The sequence below is a fragment of the Flammeovirga sp. OC4 genome (genome assembly GCF_000812565.1).
In the GTDB taxonomy this organism is placed as follows: Bacteria; Bacteroidota; Bacteroidia; order Cytophagales; family Flammeovirgaceae; genus Flammeovirga.
In genome coordinates this window covers 86589-111436 of record NZ_JTAM01000027.1, presented here as the reverse complement: position 1 = coordinate 111436, position 24848 = coordinate 86589, and the positions used below count along the sequence as shown (strand labels likewise).

At 35.3% G+C, this 24848-nt stretch carries 19 protein-coding genes and 1 riboswitch; of the genes, 6 read left to right on the top strand and 13 right to left on the bottom strand.

Translation table 11 applies throughout. From position 1 onward, the window contains the following. Nucleotides 1-52: 52 nt before the first annotated feature. The 6 genes from PL77_RS16190 to PL77_RS16165 all read right to left on the bottom strand — a co-directional run bounded on the left by PL77_RS16190 (nucleotide 53) and on the right by PL77_RS16165 (nucleotide 9846). Complete coding sequence (locus PL77_RS16190; protein WP_044207480.1) at nucleotides 53-3406, bottom strand: methylmalonyl-CoA mutase family protein; 3354 nt, start codon at nucleotides 3404-3406, stop codon at nucleotides 53-55. An 82-nt stretch (nucleotides 3407-3488) separates the two neighbouring features. Then, nucleotides 3489-4595 (bottom strand): sensor histidine kinase, encoded by a 1107-nt coding sequence (locus PL77_RS30710; RefSeq protein WP_052444485.1) that lies wholly within the window; start codon nucleotides 4593-4595, stop codon nucleotides 3489-3491. Nucleotides 4596-4682: 87 nt separating this feature from the next. After that, the gene (locus tag PL77_RS16180) at nucleotides 4683-5756 is read right to left on the bottom strand and encodes a DUF5074 domain-containing protein (protein ID WP_172665878.1); all 1074 of its coding nucleotides are present in this window, start codon (nucleotides 5754-5756) and stop codon (nucleotides 4683-4685) included. 6 nt (nucleotides 5757-5762) lie between these two features. Then, the gene (locus tag PL77_RS16175) at nucleotides 5763-7709 is read right to left on the bottom strand and encodes a TonB-dependent receptor (protein WP_044207434.1); all 1947 of its coding nucleotides are present in this window, start codon (nucleotides 7707-7709) and stop codon (nucleotides 5763-5765) included. Then, a complete protein-coding gene (locus PL77_RS16170; protein ID WP_052444484.1) occupies nucleotides 7702-8838 on the bottom strand; it encodes an InlB B-repeat-containing protein in 1137 nt (378 codons plus the stop codon). Before PL77_RS16170 ends, PL77_RS16175 begins: the two co-directional genes overlap by 8 nt. 54 nt (nucleotides 8839-8892) lie before the next feature. After that, nucleotides 8893-9846, bottom strand: coding sequence for an InlB B-repeat-containing protein (locus PL77_RS16165; RefSeq protein ID WP_044207432.1), 954 nt, complete (start codon nucleotides 9844-9846; stop codon nucleotides 8893-8895). Nucleotides 9847-9968: 122 nt separating this feature from the next. Continuing rightward, a riboswitch (cobalamin riboswitch) is annotated at nucleotides 9969-10152 on the bottom strand. Between the two features lie 342 nt (nucleotides 10153-10494). Between PL77_RS16165 and PL77_RS16160 the strand changes: the two genes are divergently transcribed. From PL77_RS16160 to PL77_RS16140, 5 genes are all read left to right on the top strand, one after another. After that, nucleotides 10495-12714, top strand: coding sequence for an NADP-dependent isocitrate dehydrogenase (locus tag PL77_RS16160; RefSeq protein ID WP_044207428.1), 2220 nt, complete (start codon nucleotides 10495-10497; stop codon nucleotides 12712-12714). A 313-nt stretch (nucleotides 12715-13027) separates the two neighbouring features. After that, a complete protein-coding gene (locus tag PL77_RS16155) occupies nucleotides 13028-13678 on the top strand; it encodes a bifunctional 2-polyprenyl-6-hydroxyphenol methylase/3-demethylubiquinol 3-O-methyltransferase UbiG (protein WP_044207427.1) in 651 nt (216 codons plus the stop codon). A 41-nt stretch (nucleotides 13679-13719) separates the two neighbouring features. Continuing rightward, nucleotides 13720-14253, top strand: coding sequence for an OmpH family outer membrane protein (locus PL77_RS16150; protein ID WP_044207424.1), 534 nt, complete (start codon nucleotides 13720-13722; stop codon nucleotides 14251-14253). Between the two features lie 73 nt (nucleotides 14254-14326). Next, nucleotides 14327-14842, top strand: a complete 516-nt coding sequence (locus tag PL77_RS16145) for an OmpH family outer membrane protein (protein ID WP_044207422.1) — start codon at nucleotides 14327-14329, stop codon at nucleotides 14840-14842. A 35-nt stretch (nucleotides 14843-14877) separates the two neighbouring features. Continuing rightward, the gene (locus PL77_RS16140; RefSeq protein ID WP_044207419.1) at nucleotides 14878-15384 is read left to right on the top strand and encodes an OmpH family outer membrane protein; all 507 of its coding nucleotides are present in this window, start codon (nucleotides 14878-14880) and stop codon (nucleotides 15382-15384) included. A gap of 105 nt (nucleotides 15385-15489) precedes the next feature. Here the strand turns inward: PL77_RS16140 and PL77_RS16135 are convergent, their stop codons facing one another. From PL77_RS16135 to PL77_RS16105, 7 genes are all read right to left on the bottom strand, one after another. Then, entirely contained in the window at nucleotides 15490-16602 is a 1113-nt protein-coding gene (locus PL77_RS16135; protein WP_044207417.1) for a DEAD/DEAH box helicase, read from the bottom strand. A gap of 270 nt (nucleotides 16603-16872) precedes the next feature. Beyond that, nucleotides 16873-17343, bottom strand: a complete 471-nt coding sequence (locus PL77_RS16130; protein WP_044207415.1) for a hypothetical protein — start codon at nucleotides 17341-17343, stop codon at nucleotides 16873-16875. Nucleotides 17344-17504: 161 nt separating this feature from the next. Then, nucleotides 17505-18371, bottom strand: coding sequence for a hypothetical protein (locus tag PL77_RS16125; RefSeq protein WP_044207413.1), 867 nt, complete (start codon nucleotides 18369-18371; stop codon nucleotides 17505-17507). Between the two features lie 155 nt (nucleotides 18372-18526). Then, complete coding sequence (locus PL77_RS32310) at nucleotides 18527-19312, bottom strand: response regulator transcription factor (protein WP_052444483.1); 786 nt, start codon at nucleotides 19310-19312, stop codon at nucleotides 18527-18529. A 17-nt stretch (nucleotides 19313-19329) separates the two neighbouring features. Further along, nucleotides 19330-20040, bottom strand: coding sequence for a LuxR C-terminal-related transcriptional regulator (locus tag PL77_RS16115; RefSeq protein WP_044207412.1), 711 nt, complete (start codon nucleotides 20038-20040; stop codon nucleotides 19330-19332). A 163-nt stretch (nucleotides 20041-20203) separates the two neighbouring features. Beyond that, complete coding sequence (locus tag PL77_RS16110) at nucleotides 20204-21529, bottom strand: NCS2 family permease (protein WP_044207410.1); 1326 nt, start codon at nucleotides 21527-21529, stop codon at nucleotides 20204-20206. Between the two features lie 30 nt (nucleotides 21530-21559). Beyond that, nucleotides 21560-22351, bottom strand: a complete 792-nt coding sequence (locus tag PL77_RS16105; protein ID WP_044207408.1) for a hypothetical protein — start codon at nucleotides 22349-22351, stop codon at nucleotides 21560-21562. A 594-nt stretch (nucleotides 22352-22945) separates the two neighbouring features. Between PL77_RS16105 and PL77_RS16100 the strand changes: the two genes are divergently transcribed. Continuing rightward, nucleotides 22946-24820: a WG repeat-containing protein gene (locus tag PL77_RS16100; protein ID WP_082026583.1), complete on the top strand. Its 1875-nt coding sequence runs from the start codon at nucleotides 22946-22948 to the stop codon at nucleotides 24818-24820. Nucleotides 24821-24848: the final 28 nt, after the last annotated feature.

The following is a 24848-nucleotide window of genomic DNA, read 5'->3' as shown; positions in this document are numbered from 1 at the left end:
TTTTTAATTATGAGACAGCCTCATTTTTTTATATTCAACTTTACAAGAAAGACTACATATTTCTTCTGTACTGTCCTCCAACATCAAACAATGCATGTGTGATTTGACCAAGAGAACAATACTTTGTGGCTTCCATTAAAGCGTCAAAAGTATTCTGATTGGCTAAAGCAGTACTTTGCAAATCTTTTAGTTTTGCAATGGCGTTTGCTTGGGCATGTTGATGTAAATTTTCCAGAGAGTTGATTTGACTATCTTTTTCTTCTGTAGAAGATCGAATCACTTCTTCAGGAATAATAGTAGGAGAACCTTCCTTACTTAAGAAGGTGTTGACACCCACAATAGGGTATTCACCATTATGCTTCAACGTTTCATAATGCAGGGATTCTTCTTGAATCTTAGAGCGTTGATACATTGTTTCCATTGCACCCAATACACCTCCACGCTCGGTTATTCTGTCAAATTCCATCATCACAGCTTCCTCTACCAAATCTGTCAATTCTTCAATGATAAACGAGCCTTGTAATGGATTTTCATTTTTTGCTAATCCAAGCTCCTTATTAATGATCAATTGTATGGCCACTGCTCTTCTTACAGATTCTTCAGTAGGAGTAGTGATGGCCTCGTCATAAGCATTAGTATGCAATGAATTACAGTTGTCATAAATAGCATATAATGCTTGCAGGGTAGTTCTAATATCATTAAAAGCAATCTCTTGAGCATGCAACGATCTTCCTGAAGTTTGAATATGGTATTTCAATTTCTGGGAACGGTCACTTCCTTTGTACTTAATTTTTAAAGCTTTCGCCCAAATTCTTCTAGCCACTCTGCCAATGACCGCATATTCTGGGTCCACGCCATTAGAGAAGAAGAAAGAGAAGTTGGGAGCAAAGTTATCAATCTTCATTCCTCTGTTCAGGTAGTACTCTATAAAAGTAAAACCGTTGGCTAATGTAAATGCCAATTGAGAAATTGGATTAGCACCTGCTTCTGCAATATGATAACCAGAGATTGAAACGGAATAGAAATTACGAATACCATTGTCAGTGAAATACTGTTGCATATCACCCATTAAACGTAGTGAGAATTCTGTAGAGAAAATACAAGTGTTTTGTGCTTGATCTTCTTTAAGAATATCGGCTTGAACCGTTCCTCTTACTTTGGCAATAGTTGCTTTTTTGATTTCATTGTAAATTTCTAAAGGTAAAACCTGATCACCTGTTACGCCCAAAAGCATCAGCCCTAATCCGTTATGATTTGGTGGTAATTCACCTCTGTAAGTTGGGATGGTTTGCCCTTTATAAATAGAAGCAATTTTATATTTTACTTCTTTTTCAAGACCATTTTCTTTAATGTAGACCTCACATTGCTGATCAATTGCGGCATTCATAAAGAACGCCGTCATCGCTGCCGCAGGACCATTGATAGTCATTGAAACGGAAGTACTTGGAGCACATAAATCAAATCCAGAGTATAACCTTTTGGCATCGTCCAGACAACTTACATTCACGCCTGAATTCCCAATTTTTCCATAAATATCGGGTCTGAAATCAGGGTCTTCCCCATAAAGGGTTACAGAGTCAAAAGCGGTAGATAATCGTGCAGCGGGTTGTCCTTGTGAAAGGTAATGAAATCTTCTATTTGTTCTTTCAGGGTTTCCCTCACCTGCAAACATTCTCGTGGGATCTTCTCCTTGTCGTTTGAAAGGGAACACACCTGCCGTATAAGGGAATTCTCCAGGTACATTTTCCTGCATTACCCAACGTGTGATATCACCCCACCCAGTAAATTTAGGGAGTGTAACTTTTGAAATTTTATTGCCGGATAATGTTTCAGATTTAGCTTCAACTTTGATGTCTTTGCCTCTTACTTGGTAAGTAAAGGTATCTCCAGCATAAGCTTCTACTTTTGCTTTCCAACCTTCCAAAACATCAAAAATATCGTGGTCTAAATCCCTTTTTATTTTATTAAAAGCTTCCTGTAAAGTAGCCTTTGTGCTTTTGTCACCTTCAAGAATTTCTATTGATTTTTGTAAACCAAATAGCTGATCAGCAATGTCAGCTTGTTCCTTGACATGTAAATTGTAGTTTCGAACGACTTCAGAAATCTCTGACAAATATCTAACTCTTGATGGAGGGATAATATGAAAGCGGTCGGAAGTTTCATTTACTTCAATCTTAGGGAATTTGACAGTACTTTTTTCCTCTAAAAGTGAAATGATTTTGTTGTATAACTCATTCACACCTTCGTCATTAAATTGAGAAGCCATGGTGCCGTATACTGGAATATCATTTTCCTTTAGTTCCCAAAGCCCATGATTTCTTTTGTACTGTTTTGCTACATCTCTTAATGCATCTAATGCTCCTTTTTTGTCAAATTTATTAAGAGCAATTACATCGGCGTAGTCTAGCATGTCAATCTTTTCCAACTGAGTAGCCGCACCATATTCCGGCGTCATCACATAAAGGGAAACATCGCTGTAATCCACAATCTCAGTTCCCGATTGTCCAATACCAGAAGTCTCTAGAAGAATTAAATCAAAGTTAGCTGCTTTGACGACCTCTAATACATCTTCAATATGTTCTGAAATGGCTTGATGTGCCTTTCTTGTCGCCAATGAACGCATGTAGATTCTACCATCCGCAATGGCATTCATTCGGATTCTATCTCCAAGTAACGCTCCTCCTGTTTTTCTTTTGGAAGGGTCAATGGAAATGATCGCAATGGTTTTGTCTTCAGATTGAGATAAAAATCTTCTGATTAACTCATCCACCAGACTTGATTTACCAGCACCACCAGTACCTGTAATTCCAAGTACGGGAATATTTTTATCTTTATTCTCTACGTTCAGTTCTTGAATAAAGTCAGCTTGATCTTCTTTGAAGTTTTCTATTGCTGAAATAATGCGACCGAGGTTTCTATGATTTTTTTGCCCTAATTGAAGTTTCTCTTTTCCTAGATTTTCTCCAGTAGGATGATCACATTGAATCAAGATGTCATTAATCATTCCTTGCAGACCCATCGTTCGACCGTCATCAGGAGAATAGATTTTCTTGATGCCGTAATCGTGCAACTCATCAATTTCAGAAGGGAGAATGGTGCCACCACCGCCACCATAGATGCCAATATATCCAGCACCTCTTTGTTTCAGCAAGTCATAAATGTATTTGAAATACTCTAGATGTCCCCCTTGATAAGAAGTAATAGCAATTCCCTGCACATCTTCCTGTATGGCACAGTCTACAATTTCTTGAGCCGTACGGTTATGCCCAAGGTGAATGATTTCTGCACCCGAAGATTGCATGATTCTACGCATGATGTTGATCGATGCATCATGTCCGTCAAATAAAGAGCCCGAAGTGACTAGCCTTACTTTGTTTTTCGGTTTGTAAGGTGTAGTGTTGTTCATTTGTGAAGTCATTTTTGTGATGTGTGTTTAAGTTATGGTTAAGTACTAGTTCAGCACCGTTAAATGGTTTTTGTACTAGTGTTTATGTGTGTATTTTAAGTTTGACAGTAAAACTGTCTTGAGTGTCTATAATCTCTAGTTGATGTTTGAGGTTATACTGCAAATTGAGACGTTTTTTTACATTTTCCAAACCTATGCCCCCTAATTGATCTTTTGAAAGCTTTGTTTTGGGTTTACTATTGGCTGCTTCAAAGTAGATTTCATTCTTTGTAGTGACATCTAATTTCACCTTAATCCAGCCGTGATCTTCATCCTCAATATGACTGTGTTTGAAGGCATTTTCTATAAATGGAGCAAACAGTAAAGGAGCAATTTGTAAGGAGGGTTTCTCAATATTCCAATGTGTCTCAATATTATCTTTTATGCTATCACTTTTAAGTAAATGTAGATCGATAAAGTTTTTCAAGTAATCGACTTCTTTGTGAATCGGAACGGTTTCAGTGGAGGTGTCATAAAGCATGTAGCGTAACATATCAGAAAGCTGTAATACCACTTCTGGAGTTTTTTCAGACTTGATAAAAGATAGTGTATAGATATTATTCAATACATTAAAAAGAAAGTGGGGGTTGACCTGTGATTTTAGAAAACTCATTTCAGATTTCACTTGTTCTTCTCTCAATAAAGTGGCTTCATTCTCCTTTTTTAAGCCAAAAAGTGTCATTCTGTATGCTGTACTGGCTAGAGCGATCACTCCAAACAAGATAATATTATAAGTACTTTCAAAGATTCGAAATCCTTTACGGACTCTTTTTGCATTACGGTTCTTTAAAGCTTTTTCCCTCATCTCAGGATCGTCAAAAGGAAACATCATCCTTTCAGAATTGGACTGTTTCCATGCCTGGAAAATTTCCTTTTCGATGTATTGATATAGAAAAGCGATGATCAAAACAAAAGAGAAAAGTGATAATGCATAAATGACATGCTTCTTCTCTAAAAGTAATTTAGGTACCAGGTAATGGAGATTGAATTGCCAGATGAAAACTTGGAAACTCACCAGTAAAATAGCTTTCATTGAGCCATAGGCAAAGCCAAAACGTTGCTCAAAAAAATTATAGGTTAAAAAAAGATAAGCAAGAATAAGTAGCCCTTGCCAAATATGATCTTGTTTTATGGTTTTTATTGAAAACATTCACCTCAACTTAAAATATTCTATTCCAATTGTTGGAAAAGACAAGATACAATATCTGAATTTGATTGAGGTATTTTTTAAGGATAATTATTGAAAGACAATTTCGTTTGGAATAACACCCACTTTGAATGAATCTAATTTGACACCCTCTTGGTTGTATTTGAAAATCCATCCTTTTTGAACATAATCAATGGCATCAGCAACGTAAATATCATTGTTATGTGGAGAGACTCCTAAACCATAGAACAGGCGTTTTTCTTTAGGGATAATGGAAGTGGGTTGGGAAGCATCAATTGGAAGGGAAAATATATCTTTTTGAATATAATATAAGATGTCTTTTTCTTTATTGATACGTAATCTAGAGGGCATGCTTAGATAATCATTAGCAGAAAGGTCAAATGTTTTTAAGATGTTAAAAGTGATAGGATCAACTTGAGCAATAGCAGGTTTGAGTTGTACTAAGCCTCCGTTACAGAGCACCCATATTTTTTCGTTTTTATCAACCTGAAGGTCAATAGGTCCGTAAGGAAGTGCTAAACTATCGACAATTACATCAGTTTGTGCATTGATTTTTAATAAAAATTGTCCACCTTTTCGGCTGTCGTATACTGTTCTGGTTTGTGTCATGTAAACGAAATCACCCACTTTACACATTTTTTCGGTCCATCCTGTTGTTCTTACTTCTTTTTGAATAGTATTAGAATCAAGGTTTAGAACATAAAAACGATCTGCATATAGTTCAGTAATATAGGCTTTGTGGTCATCTATAGGTAAAAGGTAACGTGGACTACTTCTTGGAATTTCGATTCTTCCAATCCATTTAGCAGTTTTGGTTTCTATGATATCAATTCTTTCTGAATTATTGACGCATAGATAACCTTTTTCTCCTATGATAGTCATGGACTGAGCTACATTACCAATTTCGAATTCATTTCTTTGTTTATAAATTTCTTCATATACGCTATCCGATTCATATTTTTTGAATGAGAGTGTCCCATGTCCCCAATCGAAATTACCCTCATTGATCACAAATAAACCTTCCTCAAAAGTAACTTCCTCAGGCACTTCTGGTGTATTAGAAATAGGCATGCTGTCCTCAACAGTATTACATGCATTTAAAAAAAAGGTAATAAATATGAAAATAAGAATCGGAAAACGCATATATGATTATAGTTTATAAGTAAAGGTGAGTTGATAGACTCGGCCAGGCATTGGTTTTCTGGCAATAGATTGATAGTGGAAAGCGAAAACATTTTCGATTCGAGCCTTTAAGTCGAATCGATGTTGACGAAAGGAGAACTGCTTACCTATACTGAAATTTGTGAGATAATAAGGAGGTAAATATTCGCTTCCATCAGTTTGTGTTAATCGCTTTCCGTATATCTGCTGTTCCACTATCCCGTACCAAGATTTGTAATTTGCTTGTATATAACCTTGAGCACTAAAGACAGGAGTATATATTAATTGTGTGCCTACTGATTGGTCTAGTTCATCATAAGCTTCTAAGTTTTCTGACTTTACATAAGACAAGGAAGCATACCCAATCCATTGCCAGTCGCCTTTATGATAGGTCAACTGTAAGATTTGTTCAATACCACGACTGTGTACTTTCTTTAAATTTTCTGGACGCCAAAGATTACTAACGGCAGGTTTCCAAACAATCCAATTGTGGATAATAGCGCTGAATGCAGTGACGTCATAGCTCAATCTCCAATTATTTTTCCAATGCGATTGAATACCTAAAGTTCCTTCATAAGTCCACCCTTGTTCTGGCAATAGGTCAGGGTTTCCGACAGGGTACCAATAGCGGTCATTCAAAGAAGGAGCATGGAAGTTTTTGGAAACATTACCCCTAAGGCTATAAGAGTATTTTCCATTTTGATTCCATTGGTATTCTACCCCCAAGGAAGGCAATATAGGTTTGTGATCACCATCTATCCATTGTTGTCGAACAAGAAAACTCATGGACAATTGTTCCATAGGAAAATAATCAAACCCACCATATAGATCAATGGTGTTTTGATGCACATCAATAATTGTTGAGTCAGAAGAAGCTTGGTATTGATTACTGCTAATTTTGTCCCAAGCATAATCATAACCACCTCTTAATAGCAGCCGATCATGAACTTGATAAGATGTTCTAAGGTGTGATTGATATTGATATGAAGTTGAGTTAGAATGAGTGGTTTTTGGTGTTTCATCATTACTTAAAAGCTTTTCATACCATAAATAGTCATGAATATAAGCGTTATTCCACTCCATTTTGAAACTGTCATGATTGATTTTCCAAGTGATTAATCCTCTAAATGATTCATCACCTTGTTTTGAATCACCATATCTACTGTCCATGGAAGGCGTCAACTTTCGTTCACTATTCTGATACCATAGATTACCTTGTAAGGTATGGTTTTCATTTATTTTATAGCCGATCTCTTGCAATGCTCCATATTGTATTTGTCCGGAGTGATCATTGCTCCAAGTTGGGGTTTCAGGTTGTAACGGGTTGACAAACTCAAAAAGATTTTGAGCATCTTTATAAAATAGTTTGGTAGTGCTGCTCCATTTTTCATTTGAAAAAGAAATGCTACCATTTGTGATTGAATTTTGTAATGTATTATAAGTTTTAGAGAAGATAACTTCCTGTTTTTTGTCCCAGTTTAATTTACTATTCATCTGAATGCCACCACCCAATCCACCAGTGCCATATAGTAAACTTGAAGCACCGTAATTGATTGTAACTTCATCGGTGAAAGCGACTGGAAATAGAGAAAGGTCAACCTGACCCAACATAGGTGAGTTCAGGTTGATTCCATTCCAATACACTTGGGTGTGACTGGCACCCGTACCACGGAAAGAGGGAGTAGCCGTACCTCCCGCCCCGTAGCTTTTGATAAATATGGGAGTAGTTAGGGTTAGTAATTCTCCTAAAGAAGCTGACAAATACTGATCAATTTGCTCTTTGTCAATTTTAGTGTTTTTGAAACTGACTCTCTCAGGTATGCGTTGCCCGATGATTTCCACTTCGTTTAAGTAAGTGGTTGAATCAATTTGTGCATTTGCCTGCGAAAACCAAAAGCAAACGATCAGTAAAAGTCTAAACTTATAATTATTCATTTGTAGGAAGTAGACTGATATCTGCCGCTTTAACAATTTCTGGAGAACGCTCTCCAAGCCAGTGTGCAATTTCAGTAGTTGCTGTATACACTTTTACAAAGTCTATTGCAATAAGCTCTACTTTCTCTCCATTTTCATCCACAGCATTACTGATATCAAAAAGGTCTGCGCTTCTTAAAATTCCTTCATTCTCATATCCTCTGTTGTCTGCATAACCCCAGTCATAAGCAGGGTTGTGGTAATATTTCCACTCACCCATATCTTCAAACCAGGTATTAGATTTTATCCTTGTGCCGGTGAAAGTGATTTCATCTTCAGTATAGAAAGTAGGGAACATGGGTTGTTCATGGAAGGGTTTAACTGGAGTAAAGTCCATTTCACCTTCGTTTTCAGTATCACCGTACTTTTCTTTGTATTTAATAATATGTTGATCTTCCTCAGGTCCAGGTCTGTAGTAAGTGATAGAATAATTGTGAGTGGTTTCATCTTTGTAATATTCACTCCCTGCTAATTCATACCAAGGTTCATCTTCATCAGCTATTCCGTTGTGATTCAAATCTTGACAAACCATTACGATACCTGGCTCACTATTGTCTTCAAATGGATTTCCGTAAATAGCAATATCATCACCTTCTCCATTCATGATAGAGTGGTCAAACTTAAATGTGACATTTCCTCCAAAAGTCCCCAGTGAAATAAATTGATACGAATCTCCTATGATATTGACGACAGAGGCTTGGTCATCTACTTTGTTTAAGAATTGTCCTGGAGCAGGAGAGAAGTTTAATACTTCTGTGATATATGGGGTGGCATTTGGATTGACAATAGGAGTATAAATAACATCCCATGTCGCTGTTAAAGTAAAATCTTCTTTTACAGGTTCTCCAAAATCATAAGGTACATCGTTTTTCAACCATGTTACAAACTCAGACCCATCCATAATTGGATCATTTGGTTTTGCAACTGTATCACCGTCAATGACCAATTGTGATTCAACAGCGGAACCTCCTGCAGGGTCAAATTTTACCTCATGTAAAATACTCTGATCTTCTTGAGTGTCACAACTACTAATCAGTCCAAGAATAGATAAGAATAAAAGTTTGTTTAGTATAGTAAGTCGTTTTTTCATTTTTAGATAAGTTAAATAGCTATTGCCCAAATTGAGCAATAGCTGATTTTAAAACTATATATTGTCAGTAAATTGTAGTTCTTCGCCTCTTAAAACAGAAATCACTTTTCCGTCTAGCTCAATAGTTTTTACAAACTTGTTTTGCCCTAACAGTGCCTCAATTGTAGCAACAAAGTCTTCAGAAACGTTTTCATAAGTACCTTCTTCAATTCCTAAAGTTTTGATATAAACTTCCGTTTCACCTATCAATACTTTTACTTCATCTTCACTTGTGAAAGTCACTTCTCTTACGTTACCTCTTACCACTTCATCAAAATATTCAACACCATAACGCATTGGAGCTAACCATTTTGATCCATTGTAAGCACCTGTTCCTGTTGCATCAAATTCTTCATTTCTTCCATACCCAAATCCTAGTTGAGGAGAAGACATGTAAACATCTTTTACCAAATCAAAAACAAAAGTTTGACCTTCAATGTGTGTGTCATTTTTAGTAAATTTTAGAGGGAATGAGAACATGCCGAAGTTGGAGTGATTATAGAAGTCTTTTGAGCTGTGACCTTCAGGGTCAGTAATGTAAGCTTCAGTTCCCCAAGCCCAGCCGAACATTAAATAATTGATTTGAGCTTTTACCAACATATGTTTTTGAGATTCCATTGCTTGGAAGTCATCAAGGGAAATCGTTTGGTACATTACTTCAGTTTCACCCACTGAGAACATATATTTTGCTTCAATACTGATAGGGGATGTAACAGGTGTCGCAAAGTCATACGGTTCATTTTCGTAGTACCATCCAAGGAAATCAGACCCTTCTTTTTGAGGGGTTTCAGATGGTTCTGCTACCGTTTCATTTTCAATGACAGAGACAACAACATCGCTATCACCGTTGTTGATACGAAATGTTACGTCAAATAAGGGGAGTTCTTCCGTTGCTTTTTCACAACTCGTGAAGCCTACGGTTAAAATTAGGAAAAGAAGATTGATTAAGTTTGTAAGCTGCTTTTTCATTTTAAACTAGAAAAATTGTTTGTCAACAACTTACGGGGTGGAGAGACACAACTATTTATTGTGCAGATTAGCGCAAGCAAAATGCAAAAAAATACCTCCAACTTTATTCCCGAAGTTGTCTTTTCGATTAATATAAAATTGGTAGGTCTCCTGACTTTCTCCTTTGTTACTCCTTCTCATTCAGATCAAATGAATAATGGTTATCTGTAACAAATCTTTGATTGAGATTTACAGTTGCGGGTACAGTCCTAGAATTACACTAGGTTCCCTGTTATTCTTCTCAGAACCAATTATGACACAAAATTGCAGGGTTGGTTTAAGAGTTTTTATGATGTAAGTCAGCGTTAACATATGATTGATAATAGCGACTAAAGTAAACGATTGTTAATCTTGTTGAAGGTTTTGTGAAGAAATTTTATAAAAAGCTCAATTAGAAAATCTTTAAAAAAATAGGTGTTTGACGCTGTTTTTTTGTTTTTTAAGATAAAAAAATTACTAAGAAAATGATTTTTGTTCTGATTTTCTAAACATTTATTAAATTTGCAACTTGAAAATTAAGAATGCTCTAGGAAAGAGTAGATTTAATTAAACAAAACAACAAATTTCGGCAGCATTCAGTGTGTTTCCCTATCACATAAGAAAAAAGACATGGCAAAAGCAAAAATTATTTACACCAAAACAGACGAGGCACCAGCATTAGCTACCTATTCGTTTTTACCAATCGTAAAAACATTCGCAAGTGCAGCAGGCGTTGAAATCGAAACAAAAGATATTTCTTTAACAGGACGTATCCTTGCGAACTTCCCTGAGAATTTGTCAGAAGACCAAAAGATCGGAGATGCTTTAGCGGAACTAGGTGCTTTGGCAAAAACACCAGAGGCGAACATCATCAAGTTACCAAACATTTCAGCTTCTATTCCACAATTACAAGCTGCAATTAATGAGCTTCAAGCATTAGGATATAATATTCCTGATTACCCAGCTGAACCTGCCAACGCTGCCGAAGAGGAAATCAAGAGCAGATATGCAAAAGTTTTGGGTAGTGCTGTAAACCCTGTATTGAGAGAAGGAAACTCTGACCGTAGAGCTCCAAAAGCAGTGAAGAATTATGCAAAGAAACACCCTCACTCAATGGGTGCTTGGACGGCTGATTCTAAATCACACGTGGCAAGTATGCCTGCTAATGATTTCTATGGTAGTGAAAAATCTGTTACTGTAGACAAAGCAACTGATGTAAGTATTCAGTTTGTAGGTGCAGATGGTTCAACTTCTGTATTGAAAGAAAAAGTAGCTCTTTTAGAGGGTGAAATCATAGATGCTTCAGTGATGAACATGAAAGCTTTAAAGGCATTCATCGCTGAGCAAGTAGAGGATGCAAAAGCACAAGGTGTATTGTTCTCATTACACATGAAAGCAACAATGATGAAGGTTTCAGACCCAATCATCTTTGGTGCGGCGGTAGAAGTATTCTATAAAGATGTATTTGAGAAGTATGCTGAATTATTCGCTGAGTTAGGCGTAACTGCTACAAACGGTTTGGGTGATGTATATGCAAAAATTGCAGGTCATGAAAAGCAAGCAGAAGTAGAAGCAGCTATCGAAGCAGTTTATACGTCAGCTCCAGATTTAGCAATGGTAGATTCTGACAAAGGAATCACTAACCTTCACGTTCCTTCAGATGTGATTATTGATGCTTCTATGCCAGCAATGATCCGTACTTCTGGTCAAATGTGGAACAAAGCAGGAAAGCAACAAGATACGAAAGCGGTTATTCCAGACCGTTCTTATGCAGGTGTTTACCAAGCTACAATCGACTTCTGTAAGCAAAATGGTGCTTTAGACCCAACAACTATGGGTTCTGTATCAAACGTAGGTTTGATGGCACAAAAAGCAGAAGAGTACGGTTCTCATGACAAGACATTCCAAATGTCAGCAGCAGGTACTGTAAAAGTAGTTGACGCGGCAGGTACTGTTTTGATCGAGCAAGCTGTAGGTGAAGGTGATATCTTCAGAATGTGTCAGGTGAAAGATTTACCAATCCAAGATTGGGTGAAATTAGCAGTGAAAAGAGCTAGAGCTACTGGTACTCCTGCAGTATTCTGGTTAGATGAAAATAGAGCGCATGATGCTCAATTGATCGCTAAAGTAAACAAATACTTAGCAGATCACGATACTGACGGTTTAGAGTTATTGATCAAAGCTCCAGTAGCAGCGACTCAATTCTCATTAGAGCGTATCGTAAAAGGTGAAGATACAATTTCAGTAACAGGTAACGTATTAAGAGATTACTTAACTGACTTGTTCCCGATCTTAGAAGTAGGTACTTCAGCGAAAATGTTATCAATCGTTCCATTAATGAACGGTGGTGGATTATTCGAAACTGGTGCAGGTGGATCAGCACCTAAGCACGTTCAACAATTCATCAAAGAAGGTTACTTAAGATGGGATTCACTAGGTGAGTTCTTAGCGTTAGCCGTTTCTTTAGAGCACTTAGGTGAAACGTTTGACAATCCTAAAGCGAAAGTATTAGGAGAAGCATTAGACGTAGCTACAGGTCGTTTCTTAGACAATGACAAGTCGCCAGCTAGAAAAGTAGGTGGAATTGACAACAGAGGTTCTCATTTCTACTTAGCTTTATACTGGGCACAAGAATTAGCGGCTCAAGACAAAGACGCTGAGTTGAAAGCACAGTTCGCAGAGTTAGCGAAAGACTTGACTGAGAATGAGGAGAAAATCAACGCTGAGTTGATCGGTGCTCAAGGTAGTGCTCAAAACATTGGTGGTTACTACCATCCTTCATTTGATCAAGCTTCTAAGGCAATGCGTCCAAGCTTTACTTTAAATGATGCTTTAGCACAACTTGTATAAGTTATAGTGTTACAAAACATAGATCAACCCTGTCTTGCAAAAGGCAGGGTTTTTTATTTGTTGAAGGAATTTTGGAGCGAATGTGATTAAGGAGGTGTTCAATAGTACTTTTTTTGGAATTATTGGAGATAAATCACAAAGGATATAATAAGTTATTTTTCTATCTGTTAAATATATATAATTGATTTTTAGATTCTTTTATGATCAATTTGTAAGGTGTTGGTATCCTTGGGTTTATTTGCATTATTTTTGTATAATGTGATAGCTGTATTTATTACGTTTAAATATGACGTCCTCATTTTAATATTACATTATGCTAGCGAAAGATAGTAACGCTTCATTCTATTCAAACATGCCGTTAGATATTTTCATGGGTTTTGCTGAGAAAATAGGGCTCTCAGAGGGTGAAGATGTTGATCAGATCTATGAAGATATAAAAGAGAGTGCTCTTCTAATCGAATTTGGTTCTGGGTATGGGAGAGTGATTCAGGCTTTGAAAATGAAAAATTTCCAGGGGAAAATTGTTGGAATAGAACGAGTACACGAATTAACTGAAATTTTAAAAGAAAAGGCATCAGATAACATTACAATCATTGAAGATGATTTGTGCTATTTAGATTGGCACAGAGAAAAGGCAGATACTATTTTGTGGATGTGGTCTGGTATCTTAGAATTAACGCCAGATGATCAGCAAAAAGTAATCACAAAAGCTTATGATATGCTTGCAGATGGAGGTAAATTGATTATCGAATGCCCATTTAATGATTCAATTTCTAAGGTCGGAATGTTATCAAATGATAAAAAAATTGTCGTTAAAGAAGCTTGGGGTGTCTTAGATGCAACACTTGTTGAAAGTAATGATATTGAAAATTACTCATCTAATGCAGGTTTTTCATCTCATTCTCTACGGAAATATGAAACGACTACAAATTTGATAAGAGCAATTTATACATTGATAAAGTAAAATATAATAAGCATATTTGACGAAATTATGCTAAAAAATCTATGAAGAACTTACTCCTTATTAGTCTGTTCTTTTTGATCAACGTTCCGTTGGTATCTGCTCAAAGGTTTGGTTACATTGATTCTCAAGTAATCATAGAGTCTTTACCTGAGTACAATGAAGCTGAGGATAAACTAAGAAAACTAACGGACAAATGGTTAAAAGAGCTAGATGACATGAAAAAGGAGGTGGAAGACCTTGAGCGTGCTTACACACATGAAGAGATCTTGCTGACTCCTGAAATGAAAGCTGAAAAGCTTGAAGCCATTGCTAGTTTGAAAAATGATATGAGAGATTTTCAAACCAATCATTTTGGATATGAAGGCCTTTTATATTCTAAAAGAATGGAGTTTATGAAACCGCTACAAGACAAAATAGCAAAGGCTTGTGAGGCAGTAGCGAGACAAAAAAAGTTAAATTTTTTATTTGATAAAGCTTCAGATATAACTTTAATCTACTCAGATCCACGTTATAACTATACTGATTTCGTTTTAGACGAACTTGGGGAGGGAGATCCTGAGGATTCTCCAAGATAATTTATATTTTTGCAAGGAAAACCGTACTAATCAGTTAGTGTTTTTATAAATAAACAGAGAAATTAATTACGCAATGAAGAAAATCTTATTCGCGCTTTGGTCGTTGATGATGCTATCTTCAATGGCAATGGCTCAACAAAAAGTAGCCTATATCAATGAGGATAGTGTGATTACTTCTATGGCAGAGTTTAAAACGCAGCAAAAGATCATTGAGTCTTATGCAAAGCAGTTCAAAACTCAAATAGAAATGAAACAACGTACTTTGCAAGAGAAATACCAACAGTTAATGCAAGGTCAACAATCAATGGCTCCTGCTGAGATTCAAGAAAAAGAAAAAGAGTTACAAGCTCTACAACAAGAAGTTCAGGAATTACAACAAAGAGCTTCACAAGGTATTAATAAAAAACAAGCTGAAGCGATGGAACCTCTAATGAAAAAATTAGAGTTGGAAGTAGAGGCAGTGGCCAAAGAAGGTGGATATTCAGTTGTTATAGCCAAAGGTGTTATGGCAAGAATTGGAGCTTTCTTAATTGACGCCAACGGTGAGGACATTACTGGTAAAGTAATTGCCAAAATGAACGGTCAATAGTCAAATTAGTTTTTAGAACTTACAAACGAAGAACAATGAAATTAAAAGTTATATTCGCATCTTTATTTGCAGTGATGCTTATGAGCTTCTCAAATGAAAGTGCAGCTCAAACTAAAATCTTTGCTTACGCAAACCTTGATAGTGTAGTAAGATCAATCCCTGAATTTGAAACTAAAATGAAGGAGTTGGAAAGCTATCAAAACCAATTGTATACTTCTATGCAACAACAAGAGCAAGAGTTCCAGTCGAAGTATGCTGATTTCCAACAAAACCAAGCAAACTGGTTACCAGAAATCATTCAGCAAAAAGCACAAGAGTTAGAGTTGTTACAAAGAAACTTACAAGAGTTCCAACAAACTGCTCAGCAAAACTTTGCAAAGCGTCAAAATGAAGCAATCACTCCTTTACGTCAAAAAGCAGAAGCAGCTTTAGCTGATGTAGCAAAGGCACAAGGGTACCAATATGTATTGCCAATCGAAATGTTGTTATACAATGATGGTGCTGATGATATTACTGAAATTGTAATTCAAAAAGTAAAATAATTTGGTATACTGCTGACAAGGTAATACTTGTTTCAATATCAAAAGAAAAGGCTAGGTTGATCATGAATTCAACCTAGCCTTTTTTGTATTCTGAAGAAGCTATGCTTAATCGAAAATTTGTTCCATAGTAATACCAAACTCGTCTTCAATCTCATCCAACTTGCTTAACTCTCTCTTGCTTACAATACATAAAGACACGCCAGACTTGCCAGCTCTTGCTGTACGACCACTTCTATGCGTAAAGTATTCAGTCTTGTCCGGAAGTTGATAATGTACCACATACGCTAAATCTGCGATGTCAATGCCTCTTGCTGCTAAGTCGGTAGCCACCAAAATCTGCAATTTATTACCTTTGAAAGCACGCATTACTTTGTCTCTTTCCTTTTGATTAAGATCTCCGTGAATAGACTCTGCTTTGAATTGCTTACCATGAAGTTGTTTTGCTACTTGTTGTGCTTCCGCTTTTGTCTTAGTGAAAATAACACCCCTAGCATCACCTTGCTGACGAATAAACCAGTTGAGTGTTTCCATTTTTTGCTTTTGCTCTGCTAAAATGTACTCGAACTTGATTTTCTTATTGATGACATTGAATTGGTTCACCTCAATACGGTGAGCATCTTTTGCCATGTATTTTTTGATGATGTCATTGATGCCTGCTGGGAATGTAGCAGAGAATAACCAAGTTGCTTTCTTGTGAGTTGTCAAACGCAAGATCTTAGAAAGATCTTCTTTGAAGCCCATGCTCAACATTTCGTCTGCTTCATCCATCACTACTGTTTTCACATACGAAAGGTCAATAGCGTTTCTATCTACTAAGTCCAACAAACGGCCCGGTGTTGCGACAACAATTTGTGTAGGACGCTTTAGGTTGTTGATTTGTTGATCCAATGAGGCTCCACCATATACGGCTTCACAAAATATCTTATGGTAGTATTTTGTAAAACGAAAAAGTTGTTTCTGTATCTGTTGTCCTAACTCTCTTGTAGGAGATAAAATCAATGCTTGGGGTTGAGGGCTTTTAGGATTGACTAATTGAAGTAGAGGCAATCCAAAAGCGGCTGTTTTGCCTGTTCCTGTTTGTGCCTGTCCAATAAAATCCGTGCCCTGATTTAATAAAAATGGGATTGATTTTTCCTGAATAGACGTCGGTTCTTCAATTCCATTTTCTTTAAGTGCTTTGATAATTGCACTTGAGATTCCTAATTCCTTGAATGTCATTATGCTTGTTTTTAATGATTTCGAGTGCAAAGGTAATCTGAATAATTGGGATTCTATTAGTAATTGGGAGGATATATACATTCTTTAAGAAGAAAAGGGGGAAAGCTTTTCTTCTTAAAGAATATAAGTACTAAGACAAAAAATCAAATAGAATTAACTATGATCTATTTTTGGCTTAGTGCTTACTGTTACCAAGGTTACAAACTAATGTGAATTATTTTGATCGGTTAATAACAAGGGGACAATGATAATGTAAAAGTCAAGTTGAGTTTAAATTCTATAGAGATTTACCCATTCGATGTAGATGATTTTGGGGTTATCTTCCCACATCTCTTGAGGTAACTCTATTTCAACAAAAGGTTCATCTTTTACAATCCTTTTCTTTTCAGCTCCTTTGTAGGTAGCGATGTATTGGTGATTACCAACACCGGCAGCATGAAAATGCTCGAAAAGGTGTTCTTTGTCAAGATTAGTGTAGGCTTTGAATCCTTCTAAACGGGGGAAAGGAAGCTTCACTGTAATTGATTTCGGCCATACGTTGCCCTCGGGTAAGGTAATAGTACCTTTTCCAATTTCTGAAATTTCATTAAAGACGATTACTTTTCGTTCGTTGTCTCCAATCATTTCCACTTCATGGACTCCTTTGGTTGCATCGTAGCTTAGTGTAGTGTTAATCTCTTCTGAGCTATTGCACCCTGAAAATATCAGTAGAATAGCAGATAAAATAAATACGTTTCTCATTAAGGCAATACAAGATATTCTGAGTGACTTTTACATGTTTCCATAATATATGAAAAAACGAAGAATAACTTTTGAATTTTGAATAATATAACAAAAAAAGAGTAACCTTTTATTAGTGGTTACTCTTTTGATTAAGTCTTGATAAGAAAGTATTGTGTTTCTTAATAACCTAGTTTTATGATGTTTAGATTGTTAGCGTATTCACTGGCAATGGCTAACTCGTTGGTTCTTTTAATATAAATCATCCCGCTTGGTCCATCACTAGAAGATTGGATAATACGAGGTTCTCTTGAAAGGGAACTGTTGATTTTTATAATCACATTTTCCTTATGATCAGCACCCCAAGCTGTCAAATAATAGCTCATAGAACCATTGAAAGTAATGTCTTCCAAGTAAGGGAAGTCCATGACCTGTAACTTTAATTCAACCGCTTTATCCTTTGGAGAGTAAGCATAAACACCACCTGCGGATTCAAGGGAACTTAGGATTAGAATATCTTTTGACTTTTTATCATAATAAACGCCAGTTGGTGAAGGAACATCTGTAGTGATCACTTCTACTTCTTCTGATCTAACGTTAACACTAAATACTTTTGATGCTTCTTTGTCTGAAATGTATAGAATATTGCCATTACAAGTAATCGCATGTAAAGCTTGAGCCCCTGCTACTTCAACGTTAAAAACCTCTTCATTGTCTTTAATATTAAAACCTTTCACTCGGTTAGAGTCTGCAACATATAATATACTATTTAGAATGGTCACTCCTCTAGGGTGTACCAAATCTTTTGTCACAAAAACAGCTCCTCCTCTACGGCCCCTTTTGATAATTCCATGATTTCCTGAGGAACTAATAAAGAATAAACCAGATTTTTCATCGAAAGCAATATCGTGTGGAGATTGAAGTTTTGCATCAGGATCCGCTGAAAGTGTTTTTTTGCTTTTTTTCTTCTTCTTTGCTTCTTTGTTTTGTCCTGAAACGGTGCCAAAAAGAGATAAGGTAATTAATAAACTAAATAATAATTTATACATCTTGTTAGATATTAAGTCTATTTGAAGTCTTGTTTGTCACAAAGATAACAGAGAATTCAAAGATGCATAAATTTTCAATTGTGATATAAAGTTAAAATGGTCACATTGATCACAAAGACAAGGGGATATTGAAGCAATTTTTTTCAACGAAATATCTACAGCAAATTTTGTTTAAAGGCCTCTGTAGCGAGGTGAATGATATTTTTCTTCTTATTCTTCTTAATCATGTTTTTCCGATGGCGGTTTACAGTTTCAACAGAGATATTTAATGTTTCGGCCATTTCTTTTGTATTCAATCCCTTGATGACATGCTGTAATATTTCAAGTTCTCTTCTGGATAAAATCAGAGAGGGTAGCGTTACTTTGGTATGATGCTCTGAAAGGTCAAAATGATGTTCTTCCTTACTTTTCATGTTATAAAAAGAGATACTATTATCTTGTTCGATTAAAGAATGGGAAATATCAGTTACTACAGAGAAAAACTGCTTAATCTTTCCATTCTTAATTTTAATAGGAATATCATGTTGAAGAAAAGAGGTGATCCTTTCGTTTTCCCTTTTTATTCTGAACACAAAACTTGACCGAAACAAAAAAGGGTCTTTTTCATCGAATAGAGCCAAATGTTTTTTAAACACAAAATTTATCGCATTTCTGTAAATTACTTTGTCTTCTTCGACTAAAAAACGGTCAAGATCATGAAATAAATAATCTAGTGAAGTAGTTGAAGTAGGACCTTCATACTTTACGCCCGAATTTTGAAGCAAAGTAAAACTAAAATTCTCAATGTCAATTAAGAAATGCAAAGACTTTCCAGGAAGAATATATTCCTTTTCCCTCTCAAACGAGTTATTAATAAAGTCCTTATGTTGTAAAGTTGTAATAAAGTAATCACTATTTTCTATGTAGGTATTTTGAATTTGTTCAATAAAATTGACTAACATTTATCTTTTGTTTTGAGTTAAAAGATTTTTTGAAGTATAGCCTTCTGAATAGCCACCATAATATTAGGGGTGTTTGTTTTCGATATAATATTTTTTTTGTGAGTTGAGATAGTGTGGGTGCTAATATTTAAAATAGTTGAAATCGCATTGTTTGAATGTCCTTCTGACACAAGTTTTAGGATTTCAATTTCTCTTTTTGTCAGTTTACGGATATTGATAACCTGTTCAAAATTTTCAATAGTATCCACATGATAATAAGAAGGAAGCTTTTGATCATGAGCTATAAAACTCAGATTAAATGCTTTCGTATTGTCATAATCTTTTTTGATAATTTGATTATAGGCTAAAACATATTTCAAGTTATTATTATCATCAAGTTCTAAGACTCTAACTTGTACCAAACAGGGGTATACGTTGCCATCTTTATGTAATAATGGGTAATAGTAAAAGATGGTATAATGCTCAAGATTTTCATAAAAATGATGCACAAAAAAAGTAAGTAATTCACCTAACGTTTTTAAAATAGGAGCGTAATCTTTTGGAGGGGTTAAAGAAAAATCAGAATTGAATAATGCTTCATGAATAGCATATCCAGTCTCTTCTGTAAATGAAGGAGAAAGGTGTTCAAATCTTAGTTTAGTGCAATCATAGATATAATGAAAAGTATTGTTGCCAATACTTAGAAATCGTTTATGATCTTCTAAAATAGTATCAAAATCTACAGGCATGTTAATAGTATTGGGAGCTTCCCTAACGAATTATAGTATAAAGATGTGGTAATCACTAACCAAGGTAAAGCGTAATAATAATGATTATACTTCAATTATACCAAAAAAAGCCAATAATATCTTAAAATAATATCATTGGCTTTCTGTGTGATTTTTGTCAGTGTTACGAGATAGCCGAAATGTAAAGATTTATAGCCGATAAAAGACCAATTACCCACATTACCTTTGAAATTCTATTTACTTGTCCACTGCAAATTGCAATAATCAAATAAGAAAGAAAACCAAAAGTTAAACCATTACTGATACTGTATGTCAAAGGCATTAAGATAATGGTTAAAAATGCTGGAGCACCCTCTACCAAGTCATCAAACTTAATCTCTTTGATATTTTTGAACATATAAATTCCGACCATCACTAAAGCAGGAGCTGTAGCAAATGCTGGAACGATAGTTACAATTGGTGAGAACAATAATGCGATGGCAAATAACGCTGCGGTAAATACTGAAGCTAAACCTGTTCTAGCACCTTGTGAAATACCTGAGGCTGATTCTATATATGTAGTTGTAGTTGATGTACCTAATAAAGAGCCAATTACTGTAGCTACGGAGTCAGCTTCAAGGATTTTACCAATCTTAGGAATGTTTCCTTTTTTATCTACCATTTTGGCTTCGTAGGAACAGGCCACAATAGTTCCTACTGAATCAAATAAATCGACAAACATAAAGGAGAAAATAGGAGCAATAAATGCTAGATCCAATGCACTCATGATATCTAATTTAAAGGCAATTGGAGCAATAGAAGGAGGAACTGAAATGATTGATTCGGGTAAAGCTACTTCACCTGCTATCATTCCTACTACCGTCATGACAATGATACCAATTAAAATACCACCTCTTACTTTCATTGTCTCTAATACAACAATAAATACAAGCCCTAATAAAGCAATGATAGTAGGTGTACTTAAGTGACCTAAAGACACAAGCGTAGCCGGATTAGACACAACCAATCCCATACCTTTAAACCCAATAAATGTAATGAAAAGTCCAATACCAGCCGAAGTTGCCAATCTCAACGAAAGTGGAATAGCATTTACGATTTTCTCTCTTACACCAAGCACTGTTAAAATGATGAACGTGACACCAGAAACGAAAACAATACCGAGTGCAGTTTCCCATGGTAAACCTCTACCGATAACAAGTGCATAAGTGAAAAAGGCATTTAACCCCATCCCTGGAGCCATTGCAAAGGGAACTCTAGCCCAAAATGCAGCTAGCAATGTACCAATAAGAGCAGCGACACAAGTAACAGTAAATAAAGCACCTTTGTCCATACCAGCATCACCCAAAATACTTGGATTGACAAATAAGATATAGGCCATTGTGAGGAAGGTAGTGATACCACCAATAGCTTCCGCACGGACCGTTGTATTATGTTTTTTTAAGTTGAAGAAGTTTTCAATAAAACCTCCTTTATTATGACTAGCTTCCATTGTTGGAGTTGTGATTTAATGTTGAATAAATTACCAAGTTAGACGTACAGCAGCTTGAGGAGCAGTCACTGATACAAATTCATTGTAATGCATGTATACATCTACACCCACTTCTAATTTTGTGAATTTATCAGGCATAAAATGTTGGCCTAAGTTGTATAGCACTCTAGGTTGAGCAAGGAAGTCAGTTCCCCAGTAGTAGTGGTCTTTCCCATTTGGAATAAAATCAAAGAAACCTTGTAAACGAAGTCCAATTTTTCTTGATAATGGAAGATCATAAACACCCGTGATTTGTGCCAAATGATCCGTATTTTCAGCAAAAGTAGAGGCTTTGTAATACACCATCAATTTTAGGAATGTATCGTAGTTAGCTGTTTTGAAAGTCATGCCTACACCACCTAATAAAGCATAAAAACTAGAGTAAGAAACGTTTAATTGACCTTCAACAGAGAAGTCTTTGAAAATCCAAAACCCAAGGTCTTTACCCGTAATTTTGTTTAATGATAACCAAGGAGACCACTCCGTGTATAATCTGATAGGTCCGTTGTGAGTAACATTACCGTCAAAGTCTGTATCAGGAATCATGTTGTCTGCTGCCATGAAGTTGATAAATGCATAGTTACCACCATAGCTCCATTCAGATACGTGATCTAATGTGATCAGCCACATGTTTCCGTTTTCAGTATTGTTACCGAATTGGAAGTCTTCGTTACCAGAACCATAAGCAACTTGCGCAAATGTAGAATTGAAATTCTGAGCCTTTGTAACATTAAAAGTAAGTAAAGTAAGTGCGAAGAATACGAAAGATAATAAATGTTTCATATGTAGTTTTAAATAATGAAAAGATCAAAAAAAGGATAATCTTACCAAACAGTGCTGTAGGGTTAGATTATCCTTTTTATATAAAGAGGACGAGAATTGTGATACGATCTTACTAATAAGCAAGACCGATCACTTTCTCCTTTATTTCGTGAAGCGTCAATAATTCGACCTAAAAAGCTTGCAAACATTAATGCTATTCTGTTTACATTTTTAATAGGTAATTTGATTAGAAAGGTAGGGTTTTGAGGGATAAAGAATTGAGAGTGTAAAATGCTATTTGCAAAAAAAGCATTGTAAGTCTCTTTTTTTAACAAGATTGAATAGGACATTAAATTGCCTATAAAACTCATTTTGTTTTTTATTTTTTCCAAATCACACTAATAATAACACCGTGTGCAATATTATTAATTTCGTTAAGAATTGAATAAAAAATTTAAATAATAAATATAAACGAAAATGGAAATGTTAGTAATATTTATGCGTTCTATAGAATTGATGTAGGATTGATGACTATTTTAAAGTTCATTTTTACAGATAGTGTTTGATAAGATTTATCTTAAGTAACCCAATTAATTATTTTACAAAAAACAACCTATGAAATTATCACTACTTCTTATTCTTAGTTTTTTGATCTCAATGCTTACACCAAAGCAGCTTATTCCAGTAGAGAAAAATGGCAAATGGGGATATTGTGATCAGAATAAGCAATTGGTGATCAATTACCTATATGAGACAGTTACGCCATTTAATTCAAGAGGAGTTGCCATTGTTTCCAAAGGCGGTAAGTATGGAATAATTGGAAAAGATAATGAGTGGAAGGCAAAAGCAAAGTATGCAAATATTAGGTTTACTTTGGAGGAGGATGAAATGATAGTAAGAAACACTAAAGGAAAACATGGTATTATTGATTATAAAGGGGACAAGATATTGAACTTAGAATATGATAGTATTAAACCGTTTGATCATAATCATACTTACCTCGCCTACAAAAATAACCTTTGTGGTCTTTATAATACTAAATTCAAAAAATGGAATCTTCCGTTAGAATATACTGCTATTACATTTAATGAATATGGTTTGCTGGAAGCAATGGGTGAAAGTTCATTAGGTCTTATCAATGATGAGGATTACTCATTGACTTCTAGAGGAATAGTGGTCAATAAAACAAGGGGAAGTAAGGGATTTAAATCAATAAATTTTGAACAATGGGAGGACTTAACTGTTATAATCACAAATAATGGATACAACATTATGAACAAAGAGGGGAAAGTACAATTAGCAGAGCATACAGACAAAATAATCAAAAAGATTGACAGCGAATATTATAACTCAAACGGTTTTAAGCTTCCCCATAATGCAAAATATATTTCCGGAGATAAGGTATATCTTGAAACATCAAGTCAACAGATAGAAGAACATCGATTAGATGAGTATTTGGTGGGCTCTACCATGGATGATGAAATCAAAATTAAAAATGTACCTAATTCGAAGAAATACGCTTTATATAAAGAGGGGAAAAAAGTCTCCTATGAATATGATTCCATCAAATCTTTTAGCAACGATTTTTTACAAGGAATAACCTATAAGGATGCTCAAAGAAATGTTTCATTATTGCCGCTTTCAGCGAAAAATAAACTTAAAATTCTTCCAGTTGTAGATCATTTTCATTCCGTTATTAATTACATATCCAGCAGTAATGATCCTGCACGAGAATGGGTTATTTTGATGAATGAAAAAAAGCAACAAGGCATCTTCGATTTGAATACTCAAAAATTTGTAGTGCCATTGAAATATGAACAGTTGTACATTCCTTTTGTAGAAAGTTATGGGCTAGCATTGGTGGGACACACAAATGATAAGTTTGCTTTTTATGATATATCCCTTCAAAAGCAAGTTACGGATATGAAATATGATGCTAACATCTCACAAGAGTGTATAGAGGAAGGTTATTTGTTTTTAGAAAGAATAGGAGAAGGGGTAGAATCCAAAAGAGTAATGGATATTTACGATTTAAATGAAAAGAAACTGTCAGGGAAAAAGATAGACGGATACAATATAATTAAGCGAAAAGAGAAAGGAACCGTTCACTACAGTAACAATAATAGCGGATGGGAAACGAATATTGATTATGAATTAAGTGAATTTGCTCCTGAGAATTTTGCTTATTATTATCTTCAAGATCAAGGTGATGGTCAAATTACAATTGGCTTTTTGGACCGGGATTTTAATATTATTATTCCTCCAAAATATGCAACTGTTGAATTTAGTAGTTTGAATAACCCATATCTTCAGGTAACAGACTTTGAGTTTAATGAGGGAATCATTGACGTTAATGGCAAAATAATAATTCCTCTAGGCAAATATTTAACGGTAGGAGCGATGCAAGATGGAATTGCACCCGTTGAAGATTTAGACGGAAATAAATTTTTTGTCAATAATAAGGATGAAAAGTACATCGTAAATCCTTGATATTTAACATATTATTAGTTGTTAATGC

Excerpts from the sequence above, each read along its gene's own strand:
- PL77_RS16190 (WP_044207480.1), bottom strand. The coding sequence starts at position 3,406 with ATGAACAACACTACACCTTACAAACCGAAAAACAAAGTAAGGCTAGTC.
- PL77_RS30710 (WP_052444485.1), bottom strand. The coding sequence starts at position 4,595 with ATGTTTTCAATAAAAACCATAAAACAAGATCATATTTGGCAAGGGCTA.
- PL77_RS16180 (WP_172665878.1), bottom strand. The coding sequence starts at position 5,756 with ATGCGTTTTCCGATTCTTATTTTCATATTTATTACCTTTTTTTTAAAT.
- PL77_RS16175 (WP_044207434.1), bottom strand. The coding sequence starts at position 7,709 with ATGAATAATTATAAGTTTAGACTTTTACTGATCGTTTGCTTTTGGTTT.
- PL77_RS16170 (WP_052444484.1), bottom strand. The coding sequence starts at position 8,838 with ATGAAAAAACGACTTACTATACTAAACAAACTTTTATTCTTATCTATT.
- PL77_RS16165 (WP_044207432.1), bottom strand. The coding sequence starts at position 9,846 with ATGAAAAAGCAGCTTACAAACTTAATCAATCTTCTTTTCCTAATTTTA.
- PL77_RS16160 (WP_044207428.1), top strand. The coding sequence starts at position 10,495 with ATGGCAAAAGCAAAAATTATTTACACCAAAACAGACGAGGCACCAGCA.
- PL77_RS16155 (WP_044207427.1), top strand. The coding sequence starts at position 13,028 with ATGCTAGCGAAAGATAGTAACGCTTCATTCTATTCAAACATGCCGTTA.
- PL77_RS16150 (WP_044207424.1), top strand. The coding sequence starts at position 13,720 with ATGAAGAACTTACTCCTTATTAGTCTGTTCTTTTTGATCAACGTTCCG.
- PL77_RS16145 (WP_044207422.1), top strand. The coding sequence starts at position 14,327 with ATGAAGAAAATCTTATTCGCGCTTTGGTCGTTGATGATGCTATCTTCA.
- PL77_RS16140 (WP_044207419.1), top strand. The coding sequence starts at position 14,878 with ATGAAATTAAAAGTTATATTCGCATCTTTATTTGCAGTGATGCTTATG.
- PL77_RS16135 (WP_044207417.1), bottom strand. The coding sequence starts at position 16,602 with ATGACATTCAAGGAATTAGGAATCTCAAGTGCAATTATCAAAGCACTT.
- PL77_RS16130 (WP_044207415.1), bottom strand. The coding sequence starts at position 17,343 with ATGAGAAACGTATTTATTTTATCTGCTATTCTACTGATATTTTCAGGG.
- PL77_RS16125 (WP_044207413.1), bottom strand. The coding sequence starts at position 18,371 with ATGTATAAATTATTATTTAGTTTATTAATTACCTTATCTCTTTTTGGC.
- PL77_RS32310 (WP_052444483.1), bottom strand. The coding sequence starts at position 19,312 with ATGTTAGTCAATTTTATTGAACAAATTCAAAATACCTACATAGAAAAT.
- PL77_RS16115 (WP_044207412.1), bottom strand. The coding sequence starts at position 20,040 with ATGCCTGTAGATTTTGATACTATTTTAGAAGATCATAAACGATTTCTA.
- PL77_RS16110 (WP_044207410.1), bottom strand. The coding sequence starts at position 21,529 with ATGGAAGCTAGTCATAATAAAGGAGGTTTTATTGAAAACTTCTTCAAC.
- PL77_RS16105 (WP_044207408.1), bottom strand. The coding sequence starts at position 22,351 with ATGAAACATTTATTATCTTTCGTATTCTTCGCACTTACTTTACTTACT.
- PL77_RS16100 (WP_082026583.1), top strand. The coding sequence starts at position 22,946 with ATGAAATTATCACTACTTCTTATTCTTAGTTTTTTGATCTCAATGCTT.